Below are 24,871 nucleotides of genomic sequence, written 5' to 3' on the forward strand. Positions count from 1 at the left end.
TATAGCTATATTGAATTAGTTAATAGATTATTTAATATAACTTAAATGCTTAAAAAATGTACAAGCACACACTTTTAAGCTTAACATAATATGTACTGCAACAGGGCTCAGACATAAATAGTTTTTTAAAATAATGTTGTAAACTTTGGAGGTGTCCTATTTTATGAGCATAGATAGTTTTGACAGTAAACAAAGTAAGCCAAGTAAACAAAGTAAACAAACTGAATTTGAGGTAAACATTAATGAGGTTGGCCCAACAGGCCCAACAGGCCCAACAGGCCCAACAGGCCCAACAGGTACAACAGGGGCTACAGGAGCAACAGGAGCAACAGGGGCAACGGGAGCAACGGGTCCAATAGGTCCAACAGGAGCTACAGGACGTACAGGGGCAACTGGTATTACTGGTGCAGCAGGACCAACAGGACCAACAGGAGCTACAGGAGCAACAGGTCCAATAGGTCCAACAGGAGCCACTGGACGTACAGGGGCAACTGGTATTACTGGTGCAGCTGGTCCAACAGGTCCAACGGGAGCCACTGGAGCAACAGGTCCAATAGGTCCAACAGGAGCTACAGGACGTACAGGAGCAACTGGTACTACTGGAGCAGCTGGTCCAACAGGTCCTATAGGAGCTACTGGTGCAACTGGAGGTACTGGAATTACAGGAGCAACAGGCCCAACAGGGGCCACAGGTATTGGTGTAACAGGTCCCACAGGAGCTACTGGTGTTGGTATAACAGGTCCGACAGGTCCAACAGGGGCAACAGGCCCGACAGGAGCTATAGGAGCTACAGGCCCAACAGGAGCTATAGGTCCAACAGGAGATACAGGAGCTACTGGAGCCACTGGAATAGGTATAGCAGGTCCCACAGGTCCAACAGGAGACGTAGGTCCAACAGGCCCAACAGGCCCAACAGGAGCTACTGGTGCAACTGGAGCCGTAGGAGATACAGGAGACACAGGCCCAACAGGCCCAACAGGAGATATAGGTCCAACAGGGGCTACAGGTCCCACAGGAGCTACTGGAGATGCTGGAGCCGTAGGAGATACAGGAGCCACAGGTCCAACAGGGGCTACTGGTCCAACAGGAGCTACAGGAGCTACTGGTATTACTGGTGATATAGGAGCAACAGGAGCAACGGGAGCAACAGGTCCAACAGGAGCTACAGGGGCAACGGGAGATACAGGGGCAACAGGAGATACAGGTCCAACGGGACCAATAGGAGATACAGGAGCAACGGGAGCAACAGGAACCACGGGAGCCACAGGCCCAACAGGGGATACAGGAGCAACAGGTCCAACAGGAGCCATAGGAGATATTGGAGATACAGGGGCAACAGGTCCAACAGGTCCAACAGGGGCCACAGGTCCAACAGGGGCCACAGGTCCAACAGGAGATACAGGGGCAACGGGAGATACGGGGGATACAGGAGCTACGGGTCCAACAGGTCCAACAGGCATAGGAGTTACAGGTCCAACAGGTCCAACGGGAGATACCGGAGCCACCGGAGCCACCGGAGCCACCGGAGCCACAGGCCCAACAGGCCCAACAGGTCCAACAGGAGCCACAGGAGCAGGAAGTGCATTATCTTCAACACAATCAAGTAGTTCAACAAATCTTCCACTTGGTACTCAAGTATCTGTATTATCTGTCACATTGACTACCACTGCTGGCCAGACCTTAAAAGTAGATTCAATGACAGAAGTTGAAGTAACATCGGGTATTCTTACTCCTTACCAATATACAATCACGTATGAACTATATTTAGATGGAACTTCTATTTCTACTGTAACTGTTGAAAAAACTCAAGATAATGTTCCGTTAACTACACGTGTTTTAGGGGAAGTTCCTAATTTGACATGGATAAGTACTCCTGCAGCAGGATCACACACCTATGAAATTCGTATTACAGTTACTGGAACTAATATTGTAAGTGCTGTTGCACTTACTAGAGCATTAAATATAATAAGCTTCTAATAACAAATTATAATAAAATTATCATTTTTAAAATAGAAAGATATTTAAATTTATTAATTTGAAAATCAATGACAGAGATATGGTTATCTCTGTCATTGATTTTTTGAACAATTAAAAAACAATATACATCACAAAACAAAATTTTTATCATAGTATGTATTGGAAAACTATTTTGGGGTGATGAAATGGTAACTATAAGCTTATGTATGATTGTTAAGAATGAGGAAGATGTTATAGCTAGATGCTTAGATTCTGTAAAAGATATTGTTGATGAAATAATAATAGTAGATACTGGATCAACCGATAATACAAAAGAAATCGTTAAAGGATATACAGATAAGGTATTTGACTTTGAATGGATTGATGATTTTTCTGCAGCCAGAAATTACTCTTTTTCCAAGGCTACAAAGGATTTCATTCTTTGGCTAGATGCCGATGATGTTATTCTTGAAAAAGATAGGGAGAAATTTAAACAACTAAAACAAAATTTAGATAATAAAGTTGATGCAGTAATGATGAAATATAATGTGGGTTTTGATAAAAATGGTAACGTTACTCTATCATATTTTAGAGAACGTTTATCAAAGAGAATAAATAATTATCAATGGATGGAACCTGTTCATGAGTATCTAAAAGTAAATGGAAATACAATAAATTCTGATATTTGTATAACTCATAAAAAAGAACGTGTGGCTGTTCAAGGCAGAAACCTATCCATTTATAAAAAGAATATATCGAAGGGTATGAATTTAACGCCTAGAGGTCTTTATTATTATGCTAGGGAATTATTCTATAATAGAGAATATGATGATGCAATAAAACATTTTAATAAATTTTTAGATACTGAAGAAGGATGGGTAGAAGATAATATAAGTGCTTGTTATACTCTTTCAATTTGTTATAACATTAAAAATGATAAAAAAAATATGTTAAAGGTTTTACTAAAGAGCTTTGAATATGATATTCCAAGAGGAGAGATCTGCTGTCAACTTGGAGATTATTATTTTAATGATAAAGATTATAAAAGGGCGATATTCTGGTATAAATTAGTTTTAGAACTAGAAAAGCCAACTGATGGTTGGGGATTTATACATCATGATTATTGGGGATATATTCCATGCATGCAATTATGTGTATGTTATGATAAACTTGGGAACATAGAAGAAGCAATAAAATATAATAATAAGGCTGCAGAATATAAGCCTAACGACCCAGCTGTAGAATATAACAAAAATTACTTTAAAAATATTGGTAAATGAGAAACTAAATATAGATTTATATAAATGGTAAATACTAGTGAAATATAAAGTAGATAAAATTAACGCATAAAACTTAATTTGATAAGTATATTCCATAACAAGCTAAATAAAAAATTTGATAGTTTAAAAAGACCTATATTTTGAACATAATCTAGGTCTTTTTTTGCAAAAAATGTACTGAATTAGTGAATAAGAGATTAATAATAAAAGGATCACTAGATAAAAATTTTATGAAGTAATATTATAACTTTATAAGATAAAGTTATATGAGTTCCTTGAGTTTTCACAGTATTTAATTTATAATAACTTCAGAGGATTATTATTTTGAAATATTATCACATGAAATAATTCCTTAAATTTGCAGCAAATATAGGACAAGCATTAAGGAATTTAATTAAAAGCTAAGCATTAAAATTATTAATACAAAAACCTATACAATGCGAAGGGGTTATTAATTTCAAATAATACTAATATGGAAAAAATATAAATTACCAAATATTTATAGAGAGGGGATATTTACAGATAGACTAGCAATAGAAGAAAGCTTAAAGAAGATATAAAAAACTTTTAGTTTTTACAATGTCTTTTTAAAGCTTTAAAAGTCTACTGTAATGGATGAATAATGAATTATAAAAACATAGAAGTAAAAAAGACTACTATTAAATTAGTATATACTAGTATGCTAATAGCAATTTCATTAATTGGATCTTTAATAAAAATACAAGGTAGTATAGCACTTGATTCTATGGCTGGATTTTTTTCAGCACTATTTTTAGGTCCTGCATATGGGGCTTTAGTTGCAAGTATAGGCCATATACTAACTGCATTTACAAGTGGATTTCCATTAACACTTCCTATCCATATAATAATTACATTACAAATGGGGTTATTTGCATATATATTTGGGGTAGTATATAGGAAATCTAATGGTATCCTTGCTTCTATAATTGCAATTATATTAAATGGAATAGGAGCAGTGCTAATATTGGTACCCGTTACTACATGGTTAAAGCTACCTCTACATGGCTGGACATTTTTTTATGCTATGGTTGGTCCTTTATCATTAACTTCAGCGGTGAATGTTGTTTTAGCTTATATTATTTATAAATCAATAGAAAATAAATTTTCAATAAGGTGATAATATGAAGATAACTAAACATAGGGATCTAACTTTAATAGATATAAATAGTGATCAGTTCTTAGTAGTATCATGTGACTCTTCTGGTGGAATAGGAAATAAAGAAAATGATATGGTTAAAGTTTCACCAGAGATTATCGGATATTATACAACTCAAGTTGCGCTTATGGAAATACTCTCATTTGGAGCTAAACCTGTTACTATCGTAAATACTTTATCTGTAGAAATGAATGATACAGGTAAACAAATAATAGATGGAATAAAGCAGGCATTAGAGCCTTTAGATTTTGATATGTCTAACTTAATAACAGGAAGCACAGAAGAAAATATTCCAGTAACTCAAACTGGAATGGGAATAACAATAATAGGAATTGTGAATAAAGAAGAATGGAAAAAGCCTTATACACAGCCAGGATTATTTTGCGTAGTAGTAGGGTTACCTAAGGTGGGACACGAAGTAGCAGCTGATAATAATAAAACTATAATGAATACTTCAAAACTATTGAAATTAAAAGAAAAAGAATATATAAAAGAGATACTTCCAGTTGGTTCAAAAGGAATATTATATGAATTAGAGCAAATTGCTAAGACCAATAATATAAATTTTGAACTAGAAGAAAATATCAATATAGACCTTAAAAAGTCCGCTGGACCATCAACTTGTGTTTTAATATCTATAGAGGAAAACAAATATGAAGAATTTAAAAATAGTTTTTCTATCCCAGTAAATAAGGTAGGAAGATTTGTATAATCAAAATAATTAGCGAATTTTTCATTAAAAAATACTTTATCCAACGATATAAAATAAAGGAGTGTTTTTATGTTATTTGAATCTTCTAGGATTGTTTTTAAAAAAATGACTTCAGATCATACGGAACTCTATCATACATGGAGAAACGATATAGGAATTATGCAATCCACTTCTCCATTTTTGGATGTATATCATTTGGAAGAAACAAGAGAATTCATTGATCACGTCATTTTAGGCTCACCTTCTTCTAAAAGCTATATCATAGTAGAAAAGGAGTCTGATACACCAATAGGAATTATTTCATTAATAAACATTGATTATAAAAATCGTAATGCTGAATGTATTATAGATATTGGAGATAAAAACTATTGGGGAAAAGGATATGGAACAGAAGCATTAAAGTTACTTCTTGATTATGCTTTTCTTGAAATGAATCTTAATAGAGTATCATTAAGAGTTTTTTCTTTTAATAAAAATGCAATTAAGTTATATGAAAAAGTAGGATTTAAACATGAAGGAAATTCCCGCCAAAGTCTTTTTAGAGAAGGGGCATGGCACGATATTATTCATATGGGAATTCTTCAGAATGAATACTTACAAGCATAAATTACATAATTTAGTGTAATTTGATATATTTTGGCTTGACAAAAAAGGAAAAAAATCTTATCCTATTTATATAATAACTGTTTAAGTTAAAGGAGTTTTAGACTAATGAGGTATATTCTTAAATAACTATTAAAATTTAATAGTATTTTAAAGGTATTACTTTATGCTTCTACAGCAGTTCTGTTGTAGTATTTACGTGTGCCTTTATTTAAGAATAATCTCATAACCTAGATTTCTTCACAATTGTATTATTTTATAATTTCTATTACCTTAATAACTATAGAATTTTTTGTTAGTAAGGTTGTACAAAACATAGATGGAATATTGTAGATATTGTGATGAGAGTTGTACATTGGGTACAATTTTTGTTTTATATATAGGAAAATTTATTTTAGAAAATAAAAGAAAAGTTTTAACATTTTATTATTAGAACTTTTAATTTATTTCTATATCATTGATTTTATATATTAACTTAAATAAATTAATATTTTATTAACGTTTTAAAAAGGTTCTATGAATGAGTTTATTCGTTCATAGAACCTTTTTATTTATAAAATAGTGATTTTGAATTACATAAAAAGTTAGGAGGTATAAAATGAAAAAAATACAAGGATTTAATGAAATATGGAGTTGCATGGTTAGAGGTAGAGGTCTAAAAGAACAATGAAACGGAGAGGATATGTATGAAAATAGTTAATATTGGAATTCTTGCCCATGTAGATGCTGGAAAAACAACTATAACTGAAAATCTTTTATTTCACAGTGGAATTATAAAAGAAGCTGGAAGAGTTGATTTAGGTAATACTCAGACTGATTCTATGGAACTTGAACGTAGGAGAGGGATTAGCATTAAGGCATCTGCAACATCATTTACCTGGAATGATATAAAAATAAATCTTATTGATACTCCAGGACATGTAGATTTTATTTCAGAAGTAGAACGTTCTTTAAATGTTCTTGATGGAGCAATATTAGTTATATCTGCAGTAGAAGGTATTCAATCTCAAACAAGAATATTATTTGATACATTGAAAGCTCTTAAGATTCCTACAATAATATTTATTAATAAACTAGACAGATTAGGTGCTGATTCCAATAAACTTATAAATGAAATAAGAAAGACCATGACTAAGAAGATAATTAGTTTGCAAAAGGTTTATGGAGAAGGAAGTAAGGATGTTATTTTGAATGATTTATTTAAATCAGATATCCTTAATGACGATATGATTAATGTTTTATCAGATATAGACGATTCATTTTTAGAAGCATATGTTAAAGATGAAAGTTTAAATAAATATGATATAAAGAAAAAAATAGTATTTCATTCAAAGCAAGGAAGCCTATACCCTGTTTTATTTGGTGCTGCTTCACTTGGTATTGGCATAAAGGAGTTATTAGATGGAATTGCCCAATATTTTCCTACCTATGATGGAGATAGTAATGAAAATTTATCAGGTGTTGTATTTAAAATTGAAAGGACAGATAATAATGAGAAGAAAGTCTATGTTAGGTTGTTTCAAGGAAAGATATCTGTTAGAGATATGATTAGTGTATATAATAAAGATGTTACAGAAAAAATAAAGAAGATAAATACATTAAGGAATGGAAAACTTATAGATGAATCCAGTATATGTGCTGGAGATATCGGTATTATTTATGGAACTAAAAGTTTACAAATAGGTGATATTATTGGATTACCAAGTTCTAGGATAAGAAATGCAAGCATAGTAAATCCAGCATTTGTGACAACAATTTCAGCAGTTGATATTGAGAAAACAGATGCTTTGTTTCAAGCATTAACAATATTATCTGAAGAAGATCCATTTTTAGAATTTGAAACAGATAATCAAGGTCACATGTACATTAATTTATTTGGAGAAATTCAAATGGAAATATTAAGTTCTATTTTAGAAGATTTATATAATATAAAGGTTGAGTTCTCTAATACTCAAACAATTTATAAAGAAACACCTAAAGGCGTAGGTACAGCAGTAATGTATATGCGTAGAGATCTAAATCCTTTTTGGGCAACTGTAGGTTTAAAAATAGAGCCTGATACTAGAGGGGCAGGATTATCTTATATTTCAAATGTATCAACAGGGTCATTACCAAAATCCTTTCAAAATGCGGTTGAAGAAGCTGTTATTAATACTAGTAAACAAGGATTATTTGGATGGGAAGTTACTGATGCAAAAGTTACACTTACTTTTGGTGAATTTTCTAGTCCAGTTAGTACTCCAGCAGATTTTAGAAATGTAACACCTATGGTTTTTATGGAAGCTTTAAATGAAGCTAAGACTCAGTTGTTGGAACCCGTAAGTGAATTTGAACTTAGAATTCCTAAGAGTGTTATAAGTAAGGCGATGTGGGATTTAGAAACTATGAGAGCAACATATAATGAGCCTGTTATTATAGAGGATGAGATGTTGATAAAAGGGTTTATTCCTATAGATAATTCAAAAGAGTACAAACTTAAAATAGCAGCATATACAGAAGGGAAAGGAACATTTCTAACAAAGTTTTATGGATATAAAGAAGTGCCATTTGAATTAGCTAAAAGTCGTGAAAAAACAACATGGGATCCTTTAAATAAAAAAGAATATCTACTTTATAAATTGAATGTAATCAGAGATTGAAAATTGTATTATATAGTATATAATCATTTTTAGAAATCTGTGAAAGACAACGATTTAAGGCAAATAGATTGAATAAAGATTTTAAAAGTAAAACTTTATTAAAATATAAATAAAGTTTTACTTTTTATTTGGACACTTGTAGATGTTCATACGTTATATAGATGAAAGCATTAATCGAGAGAGGGATTCTATGAATATTTATACAGTCTATCAAAAATATAATAAGGATTTTATTGCATATGCAAAATCTATTACTAGAAATAAAGATAAAGCTTTTGATATTGTTCAAGAAGCTTATGTTAGTGCATTGGAAAGAGAAGAAATATTTATAAATATGAATGAATATCAAATAAAGGGCTGGTTTTTTAGAGTAATAAAGAATAAGCATATTGATAATATAAGAAAGCTAAATAAGATTTTATTATATGAAAATGATGAAATAATAGGAATTGATGGAAGTTTTGAAGAAGAAGTTGCTATAAATGATTTAATAGAAAAATTACCCGAAAAGAATAAAGAGGTTGTACTCCTTAGGTATAAGATGCATTTAAATAGCAAAGAAATAGGAGAAAAGTTGGGGATACCATCTTCTACTGTAAGATCTCGATTAAGTGCTTCCATGAAAATATTAAAAAATAATTTATAGGGGGTAATTAAATGTCAAAAATTATAAATATAGGATTTTTAGATATTAGAGATATTAAAGAGGATTTAGCGGCAGAGATTTCTCAAATAGAGAATATAGGAGTACTTATAGAAAGTGAAGAATCTCAGATATTTCTCAAGAATTGTGAGAAGATGAATATCGGAATAAGTATAAAATTACCAAAGGACATGCAAACTATAGTTCAATCTGAGGACATTAAGTTAGACAGAGATTATTTAGAAGGGATTTCAGAACCTGTTGCTGTTTTAGTAAGTGGCAGTATAACTTTCGAAGATAATATTGATAGTAGTTTAGTGAATGAAAAAATATATTCCATGATAGTGGCTGGAGAGATAATAGTTCCTAAAAGAATAGTAGCTGTTGTGCAGTCAAAAAGTATAATAGATGGACAGTTTCTTATATATAAAAATGGATATACACTTTTTGATGATACTATTAAAATGTCAAATCAGTTTTTAAATAGTTTGAAACCTAATAGTAAGTTAGCATTTAATGAATTATTAGTTATGGAAGATATTGATTTAGCCCTATTTGAAGAAAAAATATCTAATATTCAAGTTTTAACTAAATTAGTTATAACAGCTGACAATGAATCTAAATTATCACAATATATAGATGAGTATTATTTAATAGATAAGACTGTGATACCAAAGGGATCAAAGTATATGGATAATAATATTTATATAGATGCTACTTCAATAAAAAAATATAAAGACAATATCTTATTTGTAGATGGTGAGGTAGAGATATATTTAAAAGATGATATTAAGATTGACGAATATATTAAATTTTTAATATGTAAAAAAATAATTTGTGGAAGTAGAGATTTACCTAAAATTGAAAAAATATTAGGTCATGATGATATAGAAATAGAAATAGTAGAAGGGAAACCAATTAGAAATAATGGAAAAATGATTTTATCAGGAGATTTAGAACATATGGAAGAAGAGATAAGCATAAGAAATTCAGGAAAGTTAGTCTTAGAGAAAAATCTTAACTATGAAAAGTTTAATGAAAAAGTTGTATCTATAATTAATAATGGTTTAATCATAGTTCCAGAAGAGAAAATAGGAATTGTAAAAAGTAAGATAATAGAAAACCGTGGATCAATAAAGTCTTTAGAAGAAAATAAAGAAAAATTAAAAGAAGATGAGGAAAATATTTTGTATGCTAATATGGGAGAATTAAAACTTTAGAGATTCTGGAAGGAGAATTGAGTATGAATGATTTTAACACTGTTTTATTATCGATGGATAGAATATTTAAAAAGGGATTAGATGAATATGAGGATACAGCGTATAGATGGTATATTATATCCGACAAAGATGCTGGATTAATTAAATATGAAAATATAGAGTATAAACGTTATAAAAGGTAAACATATGAATTGTCGTATAAGATATAAATGATTATTTTAAATAAGAACTGCTAGAAAGTGAACATTCATTAACTGTTTAGCTATTCGTGGTACTTTAGCAATATATGGCGCAACCAAGGCAGAAGATTTAATAACTATAGATCCTAAGATACTCCACTATAATGAGATTTGTATTACGGGAGTTACTAAACATACTAAAGATACATTCAGTAGAGCTGCATAAATAATTTCAAGTAAAAAGATACCTCTTGAAAATCTTATTTCAGACAAATACTCTTTTAGTGATATCGAAAAATCTTTTGAAAAAGCTAAAGATATGTCTACCTATAGGGTTGTTGAACTCTAATAATTTTATATTATTGGTTCATAGTACTTATAGGATTTTAAATTAGACATATTAGAATTATTGACAAAATTATGTTTTTCTTCTATAATAAAATTGAATACTTATATAAGTATTTGAGAATATGATATAAACGAGGTTTGTTCAATGAATACAATACTAAGATGGGTTACATTTGAATCAATGATGAACGCAATTTTACCTGTTTACGGGAGAGGTGCGTCCAAAATTAGATTCAAGCTGCAAGACCATATTAGTATTCAGGGATAAACAGGTTTAAACATTGTTAAATTTTTTGTCAGCAAATGACAAATGATTAATATAATCTGTATGATAAACCCAAAGCTAATTGTGGCTTTGGGTTTTTTGTATGCTTTTATGGCAATGGGTGGGCATGGGACGTTTGCAGCACAATCAATAATAGTGAGAGAGGAAGAAGATAATGATTGAGTGCAGTGTAAACAATTTAATTAAATATTATGGTGCAAATAAAATATTTGAAAATATATCTTTTGAATTAAAGACTAAAGAAAGAATAGGATTGATTGGGCAAAACGGTTGTGGAAAAACTACGTTGATGAAAATTTTAATGAATGTTGAAGATTATCAAGGGGGAAGTATCAGCTTTAGAAAAGGCATTAAAGTTGGTTACCTAGATCAAATTTTTCAATATAATCAAGATACTATTGTTATAGAAGTCTTAGAGTCAGCATTTGGAGAAATCTGGAATATTAAAAAGGAAATGAAAAATATTGAAATAACGCTAAAGGATCTACAAGGAGAAGCTCTAGATATAGCGATGAAAAATTATGGTTCTCTCATGGAAAGCTATGAACTTCAAGGAGGATATGAAGTAGAAGCACGTATTAATAAGGTATGTCAAGGACTGAAAATTATAGATGCTTATAGGGAAATGGAATTTGAGAAATTAAGTGGCGGAGAAAAGACAAGGGTTATGTTAGCAAAACTTCTTTTGGAAGAACCCGATATTCTTCTTATGGATGAACCTACTAATCATTTGGATATTAATTCTATAGAATGGCTAGAGAACTTTTTGCATGCATATAATGGTACAGTTTTAGTTATTTCTCATGACAGATGTTTTCTTGATCGAATAGCCAATAAAATTATAGAATTAAGTCCTACAAGTGCAAATTTATATTATGGAAACTATAGTGACTATGTAATAGAGAAAGAAAGACGATTTTTATTGGAATATAAATTATATCAGAATCAGCAGAAAAAGATTGATCAAATGGAAAATCAAATTGAACGATATCGTATATGGGGAGCTATGCGGGACAGTGATAAGATGTATAAACGTGCTAAGGAGCTTGAAAAACGGCTAGAGAAGATTGATGTATTAGATCGTCCTACATTAGAAAATAACAAGATCAGATTATCTCAGCAAGATCTTCAGCGTTCAGGTAAAATTGTTCTTAAAGTAGAAAGACTTTTAAAAGCTTTTGGAGAGAAAACACTGTTTATTGATACATCTTTTACTGTATTTTATCAAGACCGTTTATGTATAATGGGGGATAACGGAAGTGGAAAAACAACTTTATTAAGAATGATTTTAGAAGAGGTTTCATTAGATGGAGGACACATTTCCTTAGGAGCAAGTGTTAAGCTAGGATATTTGCCTCAAAACATTGTTTTTGATGATGAAGAAATGACTTTGCTAGAATATTTTATGCATCAGCATAAAGTTACCATAGGAGAAGCTAGAGCAGAGTTGGCAAAGGTATTGTTTATAAAAGACCATGTATATAAAAAAATCAAGAACTTATCAGGAGGAGAAAAAAGCCGACTTAAACTATGTACATTACTTTATGAAAAAGTTAATTTTATGATTTTAGATGAGCCTACAAATCATTTAGATATTGACTCAAGAGAAGTGCTAGAAAATATGCTGCTGGGATATGACGGTACCATTGTTTTCGTTTCCCACGATAGATATTTTATACAAAAAGTTGCTAATAAAATTATGGTATTAAAAGATCATAATGTCAGATTATATCCTATGCCTTATAATGATTATTTAGAAGAAATTCAAAAAGAGTTAGTAGACGAACCTATGGAAGAAAAGGTTAAAGTGCCCAAAAAAGTAATAGAAAAGCCTATTAAAAAAATAGATAAAAGCTCTCAATTAGCAAAATTGGAGAAAAATATGGAGGAATTAGAAGAACAATTAAAACAAGTGGAGAAATTAATGGTTTTAAACAATACAAAAGCGGATCGCTTAAATGAACTCTTCATAGAAAAGAAGCAGCTTGAAGAGAAGTTTGAAGAAATCTTTATTGTTTGGGAGAAACTATTAGAGGAAAAATAAGATTTAGAAAAGCTCTTCTTAGGTAAAAATTAAAATAAGAATAAAGCCAAAGAGGAGCTTTTATTGTATGCAGATGATTGACATAGGCTAGGCTTTCTAAGATAAAGTTTTATAAGCTATAAAGTGGTGGAAAATAATATGTAAAAAAATAACAATTAATCTAGTACTTCTATAAAGAGATTAACTAAAGGGCTTTATCTCATCAAGCCATCCCATCTGTTTCCAATATTTTTTATCAGGGGTATTATCATCATAGTTTTTTATCATGTTTTTCATAACATTAAATAATATTTTTGTAAATTTCCTATAACTTAAAATTTCTCTATTAATGGTTGCAGAATAGAATTTTCTTGCCTTTTTACGAATTTCTTTTTTAATTTTAATTTTATTAACTTCAGCTATATTTTCCCATTTATATGCTTTTACTCTTGCACCAAAGCTATATATTCGTTTTACTCCAAGATATTTTAATGTATTTAGCATAGTTTTTTTGCAAGGGTTAATTCCTGCTCCAGCTGTTGTTGTAATGACCATTCCCGTTTTTGAAAACATTTCTTTCTTTGGTCTGTGTGGTATCCACATATAGCATAAATGGTCAAGGAATGCTTTCATTGCACCAGTTACGTCTAATGCATATACAGGTGAAGATAATATGATTCCATCTGAGAATAGTATTTCATCTACAATTGGCTTTACTAAATCATAATGAGGGCAGGTATCTTCGCCATTTAAAAAACAGTTAAAACATCCATGGCAAAAGTGAGGTAGATCCTTAGGTAAAATAAATTCAATAAATTCAACACTACCCAAGTTCTGTAGTTCCTTCTTTAGAATTCTTACACAGTTATATGTGCTGCCTTTTCGTTCATTTCCATATATTATGGTGATTCGCATCATTCCCCACCTCTTTTATTAGAATTCACTTTTCTAAAATGTAAAATATGGTTTTTAAATATTTTTTTTGCTTCAGTTTTAACAATCTCAATCTTTTCATGTCCGCTAGCAAAATATTTTTGAAATAGAAGATATATGGGTGCATAAAACTGTAATGCTAAAACATATGGGTCAGCCTCAATTAATATACCCTTTGAAATAAGTAGTCCTAATAGCTGTGATTGGTAATTCAATACATCTTCGAAAAGTAGTTTATTATAAAGCTTTGCAATTTCAGGATTGTTATATTGTTCAATTGCAAGAATTCTCCAAAATTTAATGACCTGTGGATTTAGATAAAATTGATTAAATATATTCATAGACAAATCTACAAATTGTTCATCACTCATATTACTAAAAAAAATTACTTGATCATTTGAAATATCATACTTCATGTTATCCCCAATAATATTTTGTTGTAAAAAGAAATCATCACAATCTTTTGTATAATCATATAAAATTGTATCGAATATATCTTGTTTATTCTTAAAATGGTTATACAAGGAACTTTCCTTTATACCAACAGCACCAGAAATATCACGAACAGATACAGCTGTAAATCCTTTTTTAGAAAATAGATCTAATGCAGCATCGAGTATTTTTTGTTTTGTACTTATATTATTTTCCAAGTCCATCTATCCTTTCATAAATAACATTATCCCTCTTACTAACATTCGTTAGTTTAAGCATAACTAACAAATGTTAGTTTGTCAATTCTATAAATATAATATAAAATTAATTATATTGCTATTGATTTCCAGATTTTCTCATGGTATACTACATAGGTAATGTTTTAATCTATTAATACTTCTTAAGGAGGGTTTAATGATGATCAAGAAAATAAATGTACTTTTATCAAAAAAATTATATATATCAAATAAGATTGAAACCCTGCCGGAAAGTATTGTTATGCTTTAATAATTGGATAATTTGCATATGAAATCACAGCAGTGCTGTGTTTTTTTATGTCAATTTTATATATACTTATTTAAAACATATAATAATTTAGTTTAAAGAACCGTAGGATTTCCTGCGGTTTTTTTTATAAAAAATATAAGAAAGGAGGTAAAACAATGGTATTTACAAAGAAAATTAACTATTTAGTTTTTCTATATGGAGGTGACTTTACATGGAGTTGTACTTAATGCTTTTCTTAGGAACATATAAATTCAAAGAAGATTATGGACTTCAAGAGTATTTGAAAATTGAGTTCAAGAATTTTAGCAAGACTTCACAGCCTAATAATTTTTATAATTATATTAAATAATAAAAATTTGTACAATTTAATTACAGAATACTTTTAAGAGATAATAATATCAGCTCTGATTTTTATTAGAGCTGATATTATTTGTTTTCTCACAAGAAAAAACAAATAAAAACAAGAAAAAACAAAAATATTTGAAAATTAAGAAGGATTTTTAAAAAGTTTCTATAATATATATTATAGACATTATATAGATGCATAATCAGCTGGGGTAGCAATAATATAATTACATAGGAGGTAATGACTATGAGTAAAATGAATTATTGTGTTAACTGCAGAAGAATTGATTATTATGATGGAGTGTGTAGCTATTGTCAATCGGATAATATCAAAACTCTTGAAACAAAGGCACCTGTTAATGTAATTGGAACAAAGACTAAAGGAAGAGTACTAAATGTAAAAGGGCAAATGGTAAATATTATATGTGTTAGTGAAGATAAAAGTAAGTATCTAAGGGAATGTGAGGCACAAGAACTACAAAAGATATTATAATTATAAAGATAATCAATGATAGAAACCTTCTAAATTTTATATTTTAGTTAGAAGGTTTTTATATTTTATAAATATATCTATAAAAAAGTTACAGCCAATTTTATACAATATTTTTAAGAAAAATAGCAATCTTAACTATAATGAAGAAATAAGAATATATCTTGTAAGCATTAAAGTACAATGCTGTGGCAACATTATTCTATGAAGAGTAGTGCTACTTTCCAAAAAAATTACCCTATAAAATTGCAAGTTTTTATGGTCGGACTTGTAATTTTTATGCTTGCCGTTTTAAAAAATAAATGCTAAAATATATTTCATATATTCTATAATCAAGGGATGATAAATTATAAATTTATGATGTTGATTGATGGATTTTAGCTAAGGTACAAAAGATAGGGTACAGGAAGGATTCGAAAAAACAACATAAATAAAAAATAATTATTTATAATGAAAAGACATGAAAAACAAGAAATTAAGATATTGAATAATCTAGAAAATGAAACGACTATGAAAATAAGTTGCAATTTTTAAGAAAGAAAGTAAATAAATAAATTGTAGAGTTAGGAGGTCGTGGGTATGATAAAGAAGAAATTTAAAAAAGTTCTAGTTGCCAATAGAGGAGAGATTGCAATAAGAATATTTAGAGCTTGTAGTGAACTTGGAATAAGAACTGTGGCTATATATTCTAATGAAGATAAAAATTCTCTTTTTAGAACAAAAGCAGATGAATCTTATTTAATAGGAAAAAACAAAGGGGCAATAGAGGCTTATTTAAATATTGATGAGATTATTAATATTGCATTGAAAAAAGGAGTAGATGCTATTCATCCTGGATATGGATTTTTATCGGAAAATCCAGAGTTTGCAAGAAAATGTGAAAAGGTAGGAATCGAATTTATAGGTCCTAATCACAATATAATGAAAAAATTGGGAGATAAAATACAGTCTAAGCTGGTAGCTAATAGCGTTGGAGTACCAACTATTCCTGGTATAGAAAAAGCTGTGCTTTCTGAGGAAGAAGCTATTGAATATGCTGATTATTGTGGATATCCTATTATTTTAAAAGCCGCTGCTGGAGGCGGTGGCAGAGGCATGAGGGTAGTGAAAGAAGAAAAAGATTTAATAAAAGAATATCATAGTGCTAAAAATGAAGCAAAAAAAGCTTTTGGTATAGATGATATTTTTATAGAAAAGTATATAGAAAAACCAAAACATATAGAAGTTCAAATTTTAGGAGATAAGTATGGTAATATTGTTCATTTACATGAAAGAGATTGCTCCATACAAAGAAGACATCAAAAAGTTATTGAATTTACTCCAGCATTTTCCATAACAGAAGAGCAAAGACAAAGGATATGTAATGATGCTATTAAAATAACCAAAGCCGTTAATTATACAAATGCAGGAACAGTAGAATTTTTATTAGATGCTTATGGAAATCATTATTTTATTGAAGTTAATCCTAGAATTCAAGTTGAACATACAGTTACTGAAATGGTTACAGGAATTGATATAGTACAGAGTCAAATTTTAATAGCAGAAGGATATGCCCTTGATTCTGAAAAGATAGGTATTAAAAATCAAGAAGATGTTAAACCAAGAGGGTATGCTATTCAATGTAGAGTCACTACAGAAGATCCTTTAAATAACTTTGCTCCAGATACAGGAATAATAGACATATATAGAACAGGTTCAGGATTTGGAATAAGGCTTGATGGAGGTAATGGATTTACAGGTGCAGCTATAAGTCCATATTATGATAGTCTTTTAGTAAAGATAACTTCATGGTCTAGGTCATTTGAAGATGCTTCAAAAAAGGTTATTAGGGCATTAAGGGAACTTAAAATAAGGGGAGTAAAAACAAATATACCTTTCTTAATAAATGTATTAAACCATAAAGAATTTCTAGAGGGTAAATGTGATACAGGATTTATTGTTGAAAATCCAGAATTATTTGATATAACTACAAAAACAGATGTAGAGCTTAGGGTACTAAAGTATATTGGAGAGAAGGTTGTAAATGAAAGTAAAGGAAATAAACCTGATTTTGATATGCCTTTAATTCCAGAAATATATAGACCTGAAAATCTATATGGTACTAAACAGATATTAGATGAAAAAGGTCCAGAAGGACTCATACAGTGGATTAAGAATACAGATAAGTTACTACTAACGGATACCACTATGAGAGATGCACATCAATCTTTAATGGCAACTCGAATGAGAAGTGTGGATATGCTTAGGATAGCAAAGGCAACATCTGTATTAGCAAAAGATTTGTTTTCTTTAGAAATGTGGGGCGGAGCTACTTTCGATGTATCTTATAGATTTTTAAAAGAATCACCTTGGACTCGATTAGAATTATTGAGAAAAAAGATTCCAAATATATTGTTTCAAATGTTGATTAGAGGTGCCAATGGAGTAGGATATAAAAATTATCCAGATAATGTTATAAGAGAATTTGTAAGGGAATCAGCCAACAATGGAATAGACATCTTTAGAATATTCGATTCATTAAACTGGCTAAAAGGAATGGAAGTCGCAATAGACGAGGTTTTAAAAGCTGGTAAAGTTGCAGAAGCTTGCATTTGTTATACTGGTGATATTTTAGATGAAAGAAGAGATAAATATACTTTAGATTATTATGTAAAAACAGCAAAGGAAATTGAGAAAACAGGTGCTCACATACTAGGGATAAAGGATATGTCTTCGTTATTAAAACCACAAGCTGCATATAAATTAATAAAAGCTTTGAAGGAAGAAGTTGAGATTCCAATACATCTTCACACTCATGATACTAGTGGAAATGGTATAGCAACAATATTAATGGCAGCTCAAGCTGGTGTAGATATTGTAGATACTGCTTTCAATAGTATGGCTGGATTGACAAGTCAACCTGCATTAAATTCTGTAGTGGCAGCTCTAGAGTATACAGATAGAAATACGGAATTAAATTTAGATGATTTACAAAAAATTTCTGATTATTGGAGTACAATAAGACCAATATATAGTCAATTTGAGTCAGGATTAAAATCTGGAACTACAGAAATATATAAATACGAAATTCCTGGAGGACAATATTCAAATCTAAAATCACAGATAGAAAGTTTTGGACTTGGTCATAGATTTGAAGATGTAAAGGAAATGTATAAAACAGTAAATGAAATGCTTGGTGATATAGTGAAGGTTACTCCTTCTTCTAAAGTTGTAGGGGATATGGCTATTTTTATGGTTCAAAATGATTTAACACCAGAGAATATCTATGATAAGGCTGAAAATATGTCTTTTCCCGATTCAGTAGTATCATATTTTCAAGGTATGATGGGTCAGCCTATAGGAGGATTTCCTGAAAAACTTCAAAAACTAGTGCTAAAAGGAGAGGAGCCTATAACATGCAGACCAGGAGAACTTCTTGAACCTGAAGATTTTAATGAAATAGAAAATATTTTAAAAGAAAATTATAAAATAGAGCCTACCAAAAAAGATATATTGTCCTATGCATTATATCCTAAAGTTTTTGAAGATTATTTGAAATACATTGAAGAATATGGAGATTTCAGCAGAATGGGCAGCGATATATTTTTCTATGGATTAAAAGAAGGAGAAACTTGTGAGGTAGAAATTGCTGAAGGTAAAATTTTAGTTATAAAGTTTCTTGAGATTGGAAGATTAGATGAAGAAGGAAATAGAACTTTATATTTTGAAGTGAATGATAGCAGAAGAGCCATAAAAGTTCATGATAAAGGAAGTTCTGTATCGAAAGAAGTTTCCTATACTCAAATGGCGGATCCGAAAAACAGCTTAGAAATTGGAGCTAATATACCAGGTACTGTTACAAAAATTTTAGTAAAACCTGGTGATGCAGTTGAGGAAAAGCAAATAGTTGCTATTATAGAGGCTATGAAAATGGAAACACAGATTATATCATCTTCTAGTGGAGTTGTTAAATCCATAGCTGTAAAAGAAGGGCAAAATGTAAAAAGTGGTGAACTATTGATTAGAATGAATAAACCTATATAAGTTTTATAGATATTTTTATGAGATTAAGAACCTATTAGTAAAAAATACTAATAGGTTCTTAATTTTCATGCTACCTTTATCCTATTGAAATAAGATTCATATTTATGCTATAATTAACCAGAAAATAAATAATGAAGTTTAGAGATGACACATTGGGAGGAGTTATATGACAGAGAGCAAAACTTTGAATCCAGATATTTTTAAGTTGGATAATGATGAATCATTAATTCTTTATTCAGATTTTCTTATTAGAGATGTAGCAAATGCTCAGATAGAGGAAGTCATCGAATCTATTAATAATGGAACCTTTAACATTGATGATCTTAAAAAGAATAAGAAGAATAAAAAGAAAAGTGGCATAGCAATTATAAAAATAGAAGAGATAGAAGGAATATATACAGATGTAAAACATGATGACAAAGTATTACTTGTTTCTAAGTCTTTAGACTCAGATGAGTCGGTTCGTAAAAAGTTGTCTTTTGAAAATTTAGATGAGAAAAATAGCTTTATTGAAAAAATATATGGTTATATAGAGAAAGATTTTACACATGAAATACATAAAAATACTGTTTTAGGATCTGCGCGAATTCCATTAACACGTTTATTCTATACACTTTTATTTGGTGGAGCTTGTTCATGGCTTATATACTATATGAAAACGGCAGAAAGTTATTCTTTTAGAGTACCAATTGTTTTTTATTTTCCACTCTTAATAATGGAACGTATAGGATATATTCCAATAGCTATTGTAACAGGAGTTATTGCATTATTCTTTGTTGGATGGACTATAAAAAATATGATAGTACCTACAGAAAAACTAGTAATTGAAAGAAAAAAGTAGATTGTATCTATTAAATAGATGTAATATGTTTTAAAGATAAAGTCTTTAAATAAATACACGTCATTATGATTATTCATAAAAGACGTGTATTTATTGTTTCATGTAACAACAGCTTATTATAAAACTATATAAAAGACTTACTTAATATATTTTTATCTATATAAAACAATACAAAAATTAAATACCTCTCGAAAATGAGAACTTTTTCACATAAATTATGTTACAATAATTTTATTGGCTAAAAGGAGGTAGATTCATATGCCTAAAAATATAATATTATGACAATGATTGATAAAAAAACAACAATGATATATTGATTATTTAACAAATGAAAGGAAAAGGTAGGACATGAAATCAATTAAGACAAAAATATTAGCAAGTATTTTATCAGTTGTTTTAATGATATTTGTATCAATTATTGGATTTATTTCAATCAATTTTTATAGTATACAAAAAGAAAATTCAAAAGACTATGTACGTGCAATAACGGAAAAATATGTAGAAATAGCTCAGGGAGAATTAGTAGACGCTTTAACTGTGGCCACTACAATATCTGAGACATTTGAAGGAATGAAACAAATTGGGAATACAGATAGGGCAACAATGAATGAAATTATGAAAAATATTATAGAAAAAGATCCAAATTTAATAGGAGTATGGACAGTATGGGAACCAAATGCATTGGACGGTAAAGATGGGGAGTATGCAAATACTGAGGCCCATGATAATACAGGACGATTTATACCATATTGGAATCGTGGAAATGGTATAGTTGGTCTTCAATCATGTGAAAGTACATATGATAATTTAGATGAGAGTGGATTATGGTATCAAACTTCTAAAAATTCAAAACAACAAGCAGTCTTGGATCCAGTTACTTATAATCTTCAAGGACAAAATGTGATGTTAGTTTCAGTTACATCTCCTATTATATATAATAATGAGGTAGTAGGTGTTGTAGGAGTAGATATTTCCTTGGATAGACTGCAAGAGGTTATACAGGAAATAACTCTATATGATAGTGGATATGCCTTATTAGTTACTGGCAAAGGATTAATTGTAGGACACAAAGATAAGGAATTACTTGGACAAAATGAATTTGAAATATTCGATAACGAAGAATTTAAACAAGCTATTTCTAATGGAGAACATGTGACTTTAGAAAGAGAACTTTCTAGTAATAGAGGAAAAGAAATTTTAACTTTAGCCCCTGTAAATACTGATGAAACAAGTTCTAAGTGGTCTTTTATATCCGCTATACCAAGAAATGAAATATATAAAGAGCTAAATCAATCTATAATTGCTGTTAGTATTACAAGCTGTATAGTGATAGTAATACTGATAGTCTTAATATTAATAGTTGCAACATCCATATCAAAACCAATTGTAAATTTATCTAAGATTATTGAAAAATTATCGAATTATGATCTAACCGTTGATGAAAATAGTGAAGTAATAAAATATCTAAATAGAGAAGATGAAATAGGGATTATTGCTAAATCTTTGAAAGTTATGAAGGCAAATTTTGTTGACCTAATTAAAAAAATAGCTGATAATTCACAGCAAGTAGCATCTTCTTCAGAAGAGTTAACTGCTACTACTCAACAATCTGCTGCAGCCTCTGAAGAAGTAGCAAGAACGATTGATGAAATTGCAAGAGGAGCAAGTGATCAAGCAAAAGATACAGAGCAAGGAGCAGTAAATATTGATAACTTAGGTAAGGAAATAGAAAGAAATCAAAGAGATGTAAAAAGCTTAAATAATGCTGCTAATGAAGTTAACAAACTAAAAGATGAAGGTTTTGAAATTATAAAAGACCTTGTTGAAAAAACTAAGACTACAAATAATTCAGTTGAAGAGATACATGAAATTATTACAAACACCAATGAAAGTGCAGAAAAAATAAAAAGTGCTAGTCAAATGATAAAAAATATTGCAGAACAGACAAATTTATTAGCCTTAAATGCAGCAATAGAAGCTGCTAGAGCAGGAGAAGCAGGTAGAGGGTTTGCAGTTGTAGCAGAAGAAATAAGGAAACTAGCAGAAGAATCTAATGAGTTCACAGAAGAAATTACTATGATTATTGGAGATTTAACAAATAAAACAGGATATGCTGTCAGTACCATACAAGAAGTTGAGGAAATAGTAATATCTCAAACCCATAGTGTAGAAATGACAAATAATAAATTTGAAGGAATATCCTCAGCCATTGAAAAGATGAAGGAAGTAATTGTGTCAATAAATCAATCAGGATTAGAGATGGAAAAGAAAAAAGAAGAGATAATTGGTGTAATACAAAATTTATCAGCCATATCAGAAGAAAATGCAGCTGGTACAGAAGAAGCCTCTGCATCTGTAGAAGAACAAGCTGCTTCTATGGAAGAAATCTCAAATGCAAGTGAAGCATTATCAAAACTAGCGGAAGAAATGCAGGAAAGTATTGCACAGTTTAAATATTAAAAAAGTGTATAGAAGCCTTTAGATATTTATATTTGGTAATAATTTTAAAAGTAGGTGATTTGATAATAACTAACAAAAAATTAGTATTTCAATCACCTATTTTGTTTTAATTGTAAGAGCTAAAAAAATTATAATAGATTTCTATAAAATCAATAATTTCTATAAAAACCGTATAAAATTAAAATTTACATATTGTTTGCTACGTTACGTCATATACTATAATAGACTTGAGGAGATTAATCTATTACAAATCAGAATATAAAAATACCTGAATTTATAGAAGGAGGAAACAGAAATGAGTGTTGCTTTAAGTGTGGATAGCCTTAAAAAAACATATGGCAGCTTTACTGCAGTTAATAATCTTAGCTTTGAAGTAAGAAAGGGAGAAGTATTTGGTCTATTAGGTCCTAATGGTGCAGGAAAAACTACAACGTTGGAATGTATAGAGGGGATAAAAAAATTTGATAAAAGTAGGGAATATTCCTCTTTGGGTATTACTTTTTACTAATTTTTTATCTGCTTTGATTCATATGTTATTAGTTTCTTTAATTATCTATATATCAGCCCCAATTATATTCAAAGCAGATTATCCAATGAATCCTTTAACTTATTTTTTATCTTTATTACTATTTATTATCATATGTATAATTATTGGAATAATCATAGGATTAATAGCGAAAAAGCCATCTACAATGACTATGTTATCACAACTTGTTTTCTTACCTTCTTTGCTGCTTAGTGGCATTATGTTTCCTTCAGATATGCTTCCAGAATTTTTTATTAAAGTAAGTAGTATTTTTCCAGCAACACATTCTATAAAGATTTTAACCGCTTCAAATAAATTGACTTTAAATTTAATGTTACCGTTAATAATTATAGGAGTAGTAGTAGTCGCTACTTTAGTTATTACATATAAGAAAATATTAGTAGATTGAAAATAACAAAATTATATAGTTTCCTAATTGGAAGGTCTATAGATTTTAACGTTCAGATTTAAACCACTAAAAAGTTATAAGAAATAATTACTAATATGACATACTGTTGTCATATATTCTTATTTATAATTAAAGAAAAAGATTTAATATATAAAGAGGTGGAATTTATGTCTAAAAAGTCTGAACGAATTCTTGATAGTATCAAATTAAATGTCGGAGAAGATACATATGAAAATTTAATAAAGATTTGCGGGGACTTGCCTTCAAAAGCAACATCTACTAAACAAGGAAAATATATAAGAAATATACTTTGTGAACTTGAAAATCAGTTGGATGAAGAAGCTATAGGAATGATAATGAAACCCTGTGGGCACCTATGCATTTCTAATAAAACAATTAATGAAGCGAAAAAATTATATGAAACATCTGAAACTATTGAAGAATTTTTAGTTTTATTAAATAAAAACCATATTGGTGGCGGTGAATTACATATGGATAATGGTAATATAATCGGAGTTTACAATAAATGCTATTGTGGGATAGCAAAAAGTGTTAAAGATATGCATCCTACGTATTGTAACTGCTCTGCCGGATGGTTTGAAAAATTATTTGAGAGTGTTTTTAAAAAGTCTGTTGAAGTTAAAAAGCTTCAAACAATTTTAGGTGGTTCAGATAAATGTATTTTTGAAATTAGATTGAATTGAGGTTTTATGAAAGGAATCCCTAATTATTATTGATAAATGAATAGGTCTATGTTATAATCTCTTTAATGTGTTGAAAGGAGAGTTGCAAATGGGTATTGGTTCTATGAGAATTCGTTATTTAATTGTTAAATAAA

At 29.8% G+C, this 24,871-nt stretch carries 20 protein-coding genes; 18 read left to right on the forward strand and 2 right to left on the reverse strand.

All coding sequences use genetic code 11. The features are described 5' to 3' along the window. Positions 1-163 precede the first annotated feature (163 nt). The 10 genes from KQI42_RS04715 to abc-f all read left to right on the forward strand — a co-directional run bounded on the left by KQI42_RS04715 (position 164) and on the right by abc-f (position 13,088). A complete protein-coding gene (locus KQI42_RS04715) occupies positions 164-1,978 on the forward strand; it encodes a collagen-like protein (RefSeq protein WP_216517273.1) in 1,815 nt (604 codons plus the stop codon). Between the two features lie 185 nt (positions 1,979-2,163). Further along, complete coding sequence (locus tag KQI42_RS04720) at positions 2,164-3,237, forward strand: glycosyltransferase (protein ID WP_216517275.1); 1,074 nt, start codon at positions 2,164-2,166, stop codon at positions 3,235-3,237. Between the two features lie 622 nt (positions 3,238-3,859). Then, positions 3,860-4,375: an ECF transporter S component gene (locus KQI42_RS04725; protein ID WP_216517277.1), complete on the forward strand. Its 516-nt coding sequence runs from the start codon at positions 3,860-3,862 to the stop codon at positions 4,373-4,375. Between the two features lie 4 nt (positions 4,376-4,379). After that, complete coding sequence (locus KQI42_RS04730) at positions 4,380-5,126, forward strand: AIR synthase related protein (RefSeq protein ID WP_216517279.1); 747 nt, start codon at positions 4,380-4,382, stop codon at positions 5,124-5,126. A 69-nt stretch (positions 5,127-5,195) separates the two neighbouring features. Then, positions 5,196-5,732 carry a GNAT family N-acetyltransferase gene (locus tag KQI42_RS04735; RefSeq protein WP_216517281.1) on the forward strand — a complete coding sequence of 179 codons (537 nt, stop codon included), beginning with the start codon at positions 5,196-5,198 and terminating at the stop codon, positions 5,730-5,732. A 683-nt stretch (positions 5,733-6,415) separates the two neighbouring features. After that, positions 6,416-8,368 carry a tetracycline resistance ribosomal protection protein gene (gene tet, locus KQI42_RS04740; protein ID WP_216517283.1) on the forward strand — a complete coding sequence of 651 codons (1,953 nt, stop codon included), beginning with the start codon at positions 6,416-6,418 and terminating at the stop codon, positions 8,366-8,368. Between the two features lie 190 nt (positions 8,369-8,558). Then, positions 8,559-9,014, forward strand: a complete 456-nt coding sequence (locus tag KQI42_RS04745; protein ID WP_216517285.1) for an RNA polymerase sigma factor — start codon at positions 8,559-8,561, stop codon at positions 9,012-9,014. Positions 9,015-9,025: 11 nt separating this feature from the next. Then, the gene (locus KQI42_RS04750; protein ID WP_216517287.1) at positions 9,026-10,231 is read left to right on the forward strand and encodes a hypothetical protein; all 1,206 of its coding nucleotides are present in this window, start codon (positions 9,026-9,028) and stop codon (positions 10,229-10,231) included. Positions 10,232-10,254: 23 nt separating this feature from the next. Then, positions 10,255-10,413 carry a hypothetical protein gene (locus KQI42_RS04755; protein WP_216517288.1) on the forward strand — a complete coding sequence of 53 codons (159 nt, stop codon included), beginning with the start codon at positions 10,255-10,257 and terminating at the stop codon, positions 10,411-10,413. 785 nt (positions 10,414-11,198) lie between these two features. Further along, positions 11,199-13,088, forward strand: a complete 1,890-nt coding sequence (gene abc-f, locus KQI42_RS04760) for a ribosomal protection-like ABC-F family protein (RefSeq protein ID WP_216517290.1) — start codon at positions 11,199-11,201, stop codon at positions 13,086-13,088. 180 nt (positions 13,089-13,268) lie between these two features. Here abc-f and KQI42_RS04765 read toward each other — a convergent pair whose 3' ends face one another. Continuing rightward, entirely contained in the window at positions 13,269-13,985 is a 717-nt protein-coding gene (locus KQI42_RS04765) for a flavodoxin family protein (protein ID WP_216517293.1), read from the reverse strand. Then, positions 13,982-14,650 (reverse strand): TetR/AcrR family transcriptional regulator, encoded by a 669-nt coding sequence (locus KQI42_RS04770; RefSeq protein ID WP_216517295.1) that lies wholly within the window; start codon positions 14,648-14,650, stop codon positions 13,982-13,984. The genes KQI42_RS04765 and KQI42_RS04770 overlap by 4 nt, the downstream gene beginning before the upstream one ends. A gap of 500 nt (positions 14,651-15,150) precedes the next feature. Here KQI42_RS04770 and KQI42_RS04775 point away from each other — a divergent pair, with 500 nt between their 5' ends. The 8 genes from KQI42_RS04775 to KQI42_RS04810 all read left to right on the forward strand — a co-directional run bounded on the left by KQI42_RS04775 (position 15,151) and on the right by KQI42_RS04810 (position 24,737). Beyond that, positions 15,151-15,288: a hypothetical protein gene (locus KQI42_RS04775; protein ID WP_216517297.1), complete on the forward strand. Its 138-nt coding sequence runs from the start codon at positions 15,151-15,153 to the stop codon at positions 15,286-15,288. 243 nt (positions 15,289-15,531) lie between these two features. Further along, positions 15,532-15,777 (forward strand): hypothetical protein, encoded by a 246-nt coding sequence (locus tag KQI42_RS04780; protein ID WP_216517299.1) that lies wholly within the window; start codon positions 15,532-15,534, stop codon positions 15,775-15,777. Between the two features lie 576 nt (positions 15,778-16,353). Further along, on the forward strand, positions 16,354-19,797 hold the full coding sequence (locus KQI42_RS04785; protein WP_216517301.1) for a pyruvate carboxylase: 3,444 nt from the start codon (positions 16,354-16,356) through the stop codon (positions 19,795-19,797). Positions 19,798-19,963: 166 nt separating this feature from the next. Beyond that, positions 19,964-20,638 (forward strand): hypothetical protein, encoded by a 675-nt coding sequence (locus tag KQI42_RS04790; protein ID WP_216517303.1) that lies wholly within the window; start codon positions 19,964-19,966, stop codon positions 20,636-20,638. Between the two features lie 348 nt (positions 20,639-20,986). Then, positions 20,987-23,098 carry a methyl-accepting chemotaxis protein gene (locus tag KQI42_RS04795; protein ID WP_216517305.1) on the forward strand — a complete coding sequence of 704 codons (2,112 nt, stop codon included), beginning with the start codon at positions 20,987-20,989 and terminating at the stop codon, positions 23,096-23,098. 295 nt (positions 23,099-23,393) lie between these two features. Next, on the forward strand, positions 23,394-23,606 hold the full coding sequence (locus KQI42_RS04800; RefSeq protein ID WP_216517308.1) for an ATP-binding cassette domain-containing protein: 213 nt from the start codon (positions 23,394-23,396) through the stop codon (positions 23,604-23,606). After that, positions 23,560-24,033: an ABC transporter permease gene (locus KQI42_RS04805; protein ID WP_216517310.1), complete on the forward strand. Its 474-nt coding sequence runs from the start codon at positions 23,560-23,562 to the stop codon at positions 24,031-24,033. The genes KQI42_RS04800 and KQI42_RS04805 overlap by 47 nt, the downstream gene beginning before the upstream one ends. Before the next feature lie 167 nt (positions 24,034-24,200). Next, positions 24,201-24,737: a DUF6144 family protein gene (locus KQI42_RS04810; RefSeq protein WP_216517311.1), complete on the forward strand. Its 537-nt coding sequence runs from the start codon at positions 24,201-24,203 to the stop codon at positions 24,735-24,737. Positions 24,738-24,871 lie beyond the last annotated feature (134 nt).

This window comes from Tissierella simiarum (assembly GCF_018917865.1).
Lineage (GTDB): Bacteria > Bacillota > Clostridia > Tissierellales > Tissierellaceae > Tissierella_C > Tissierella_C simiarum.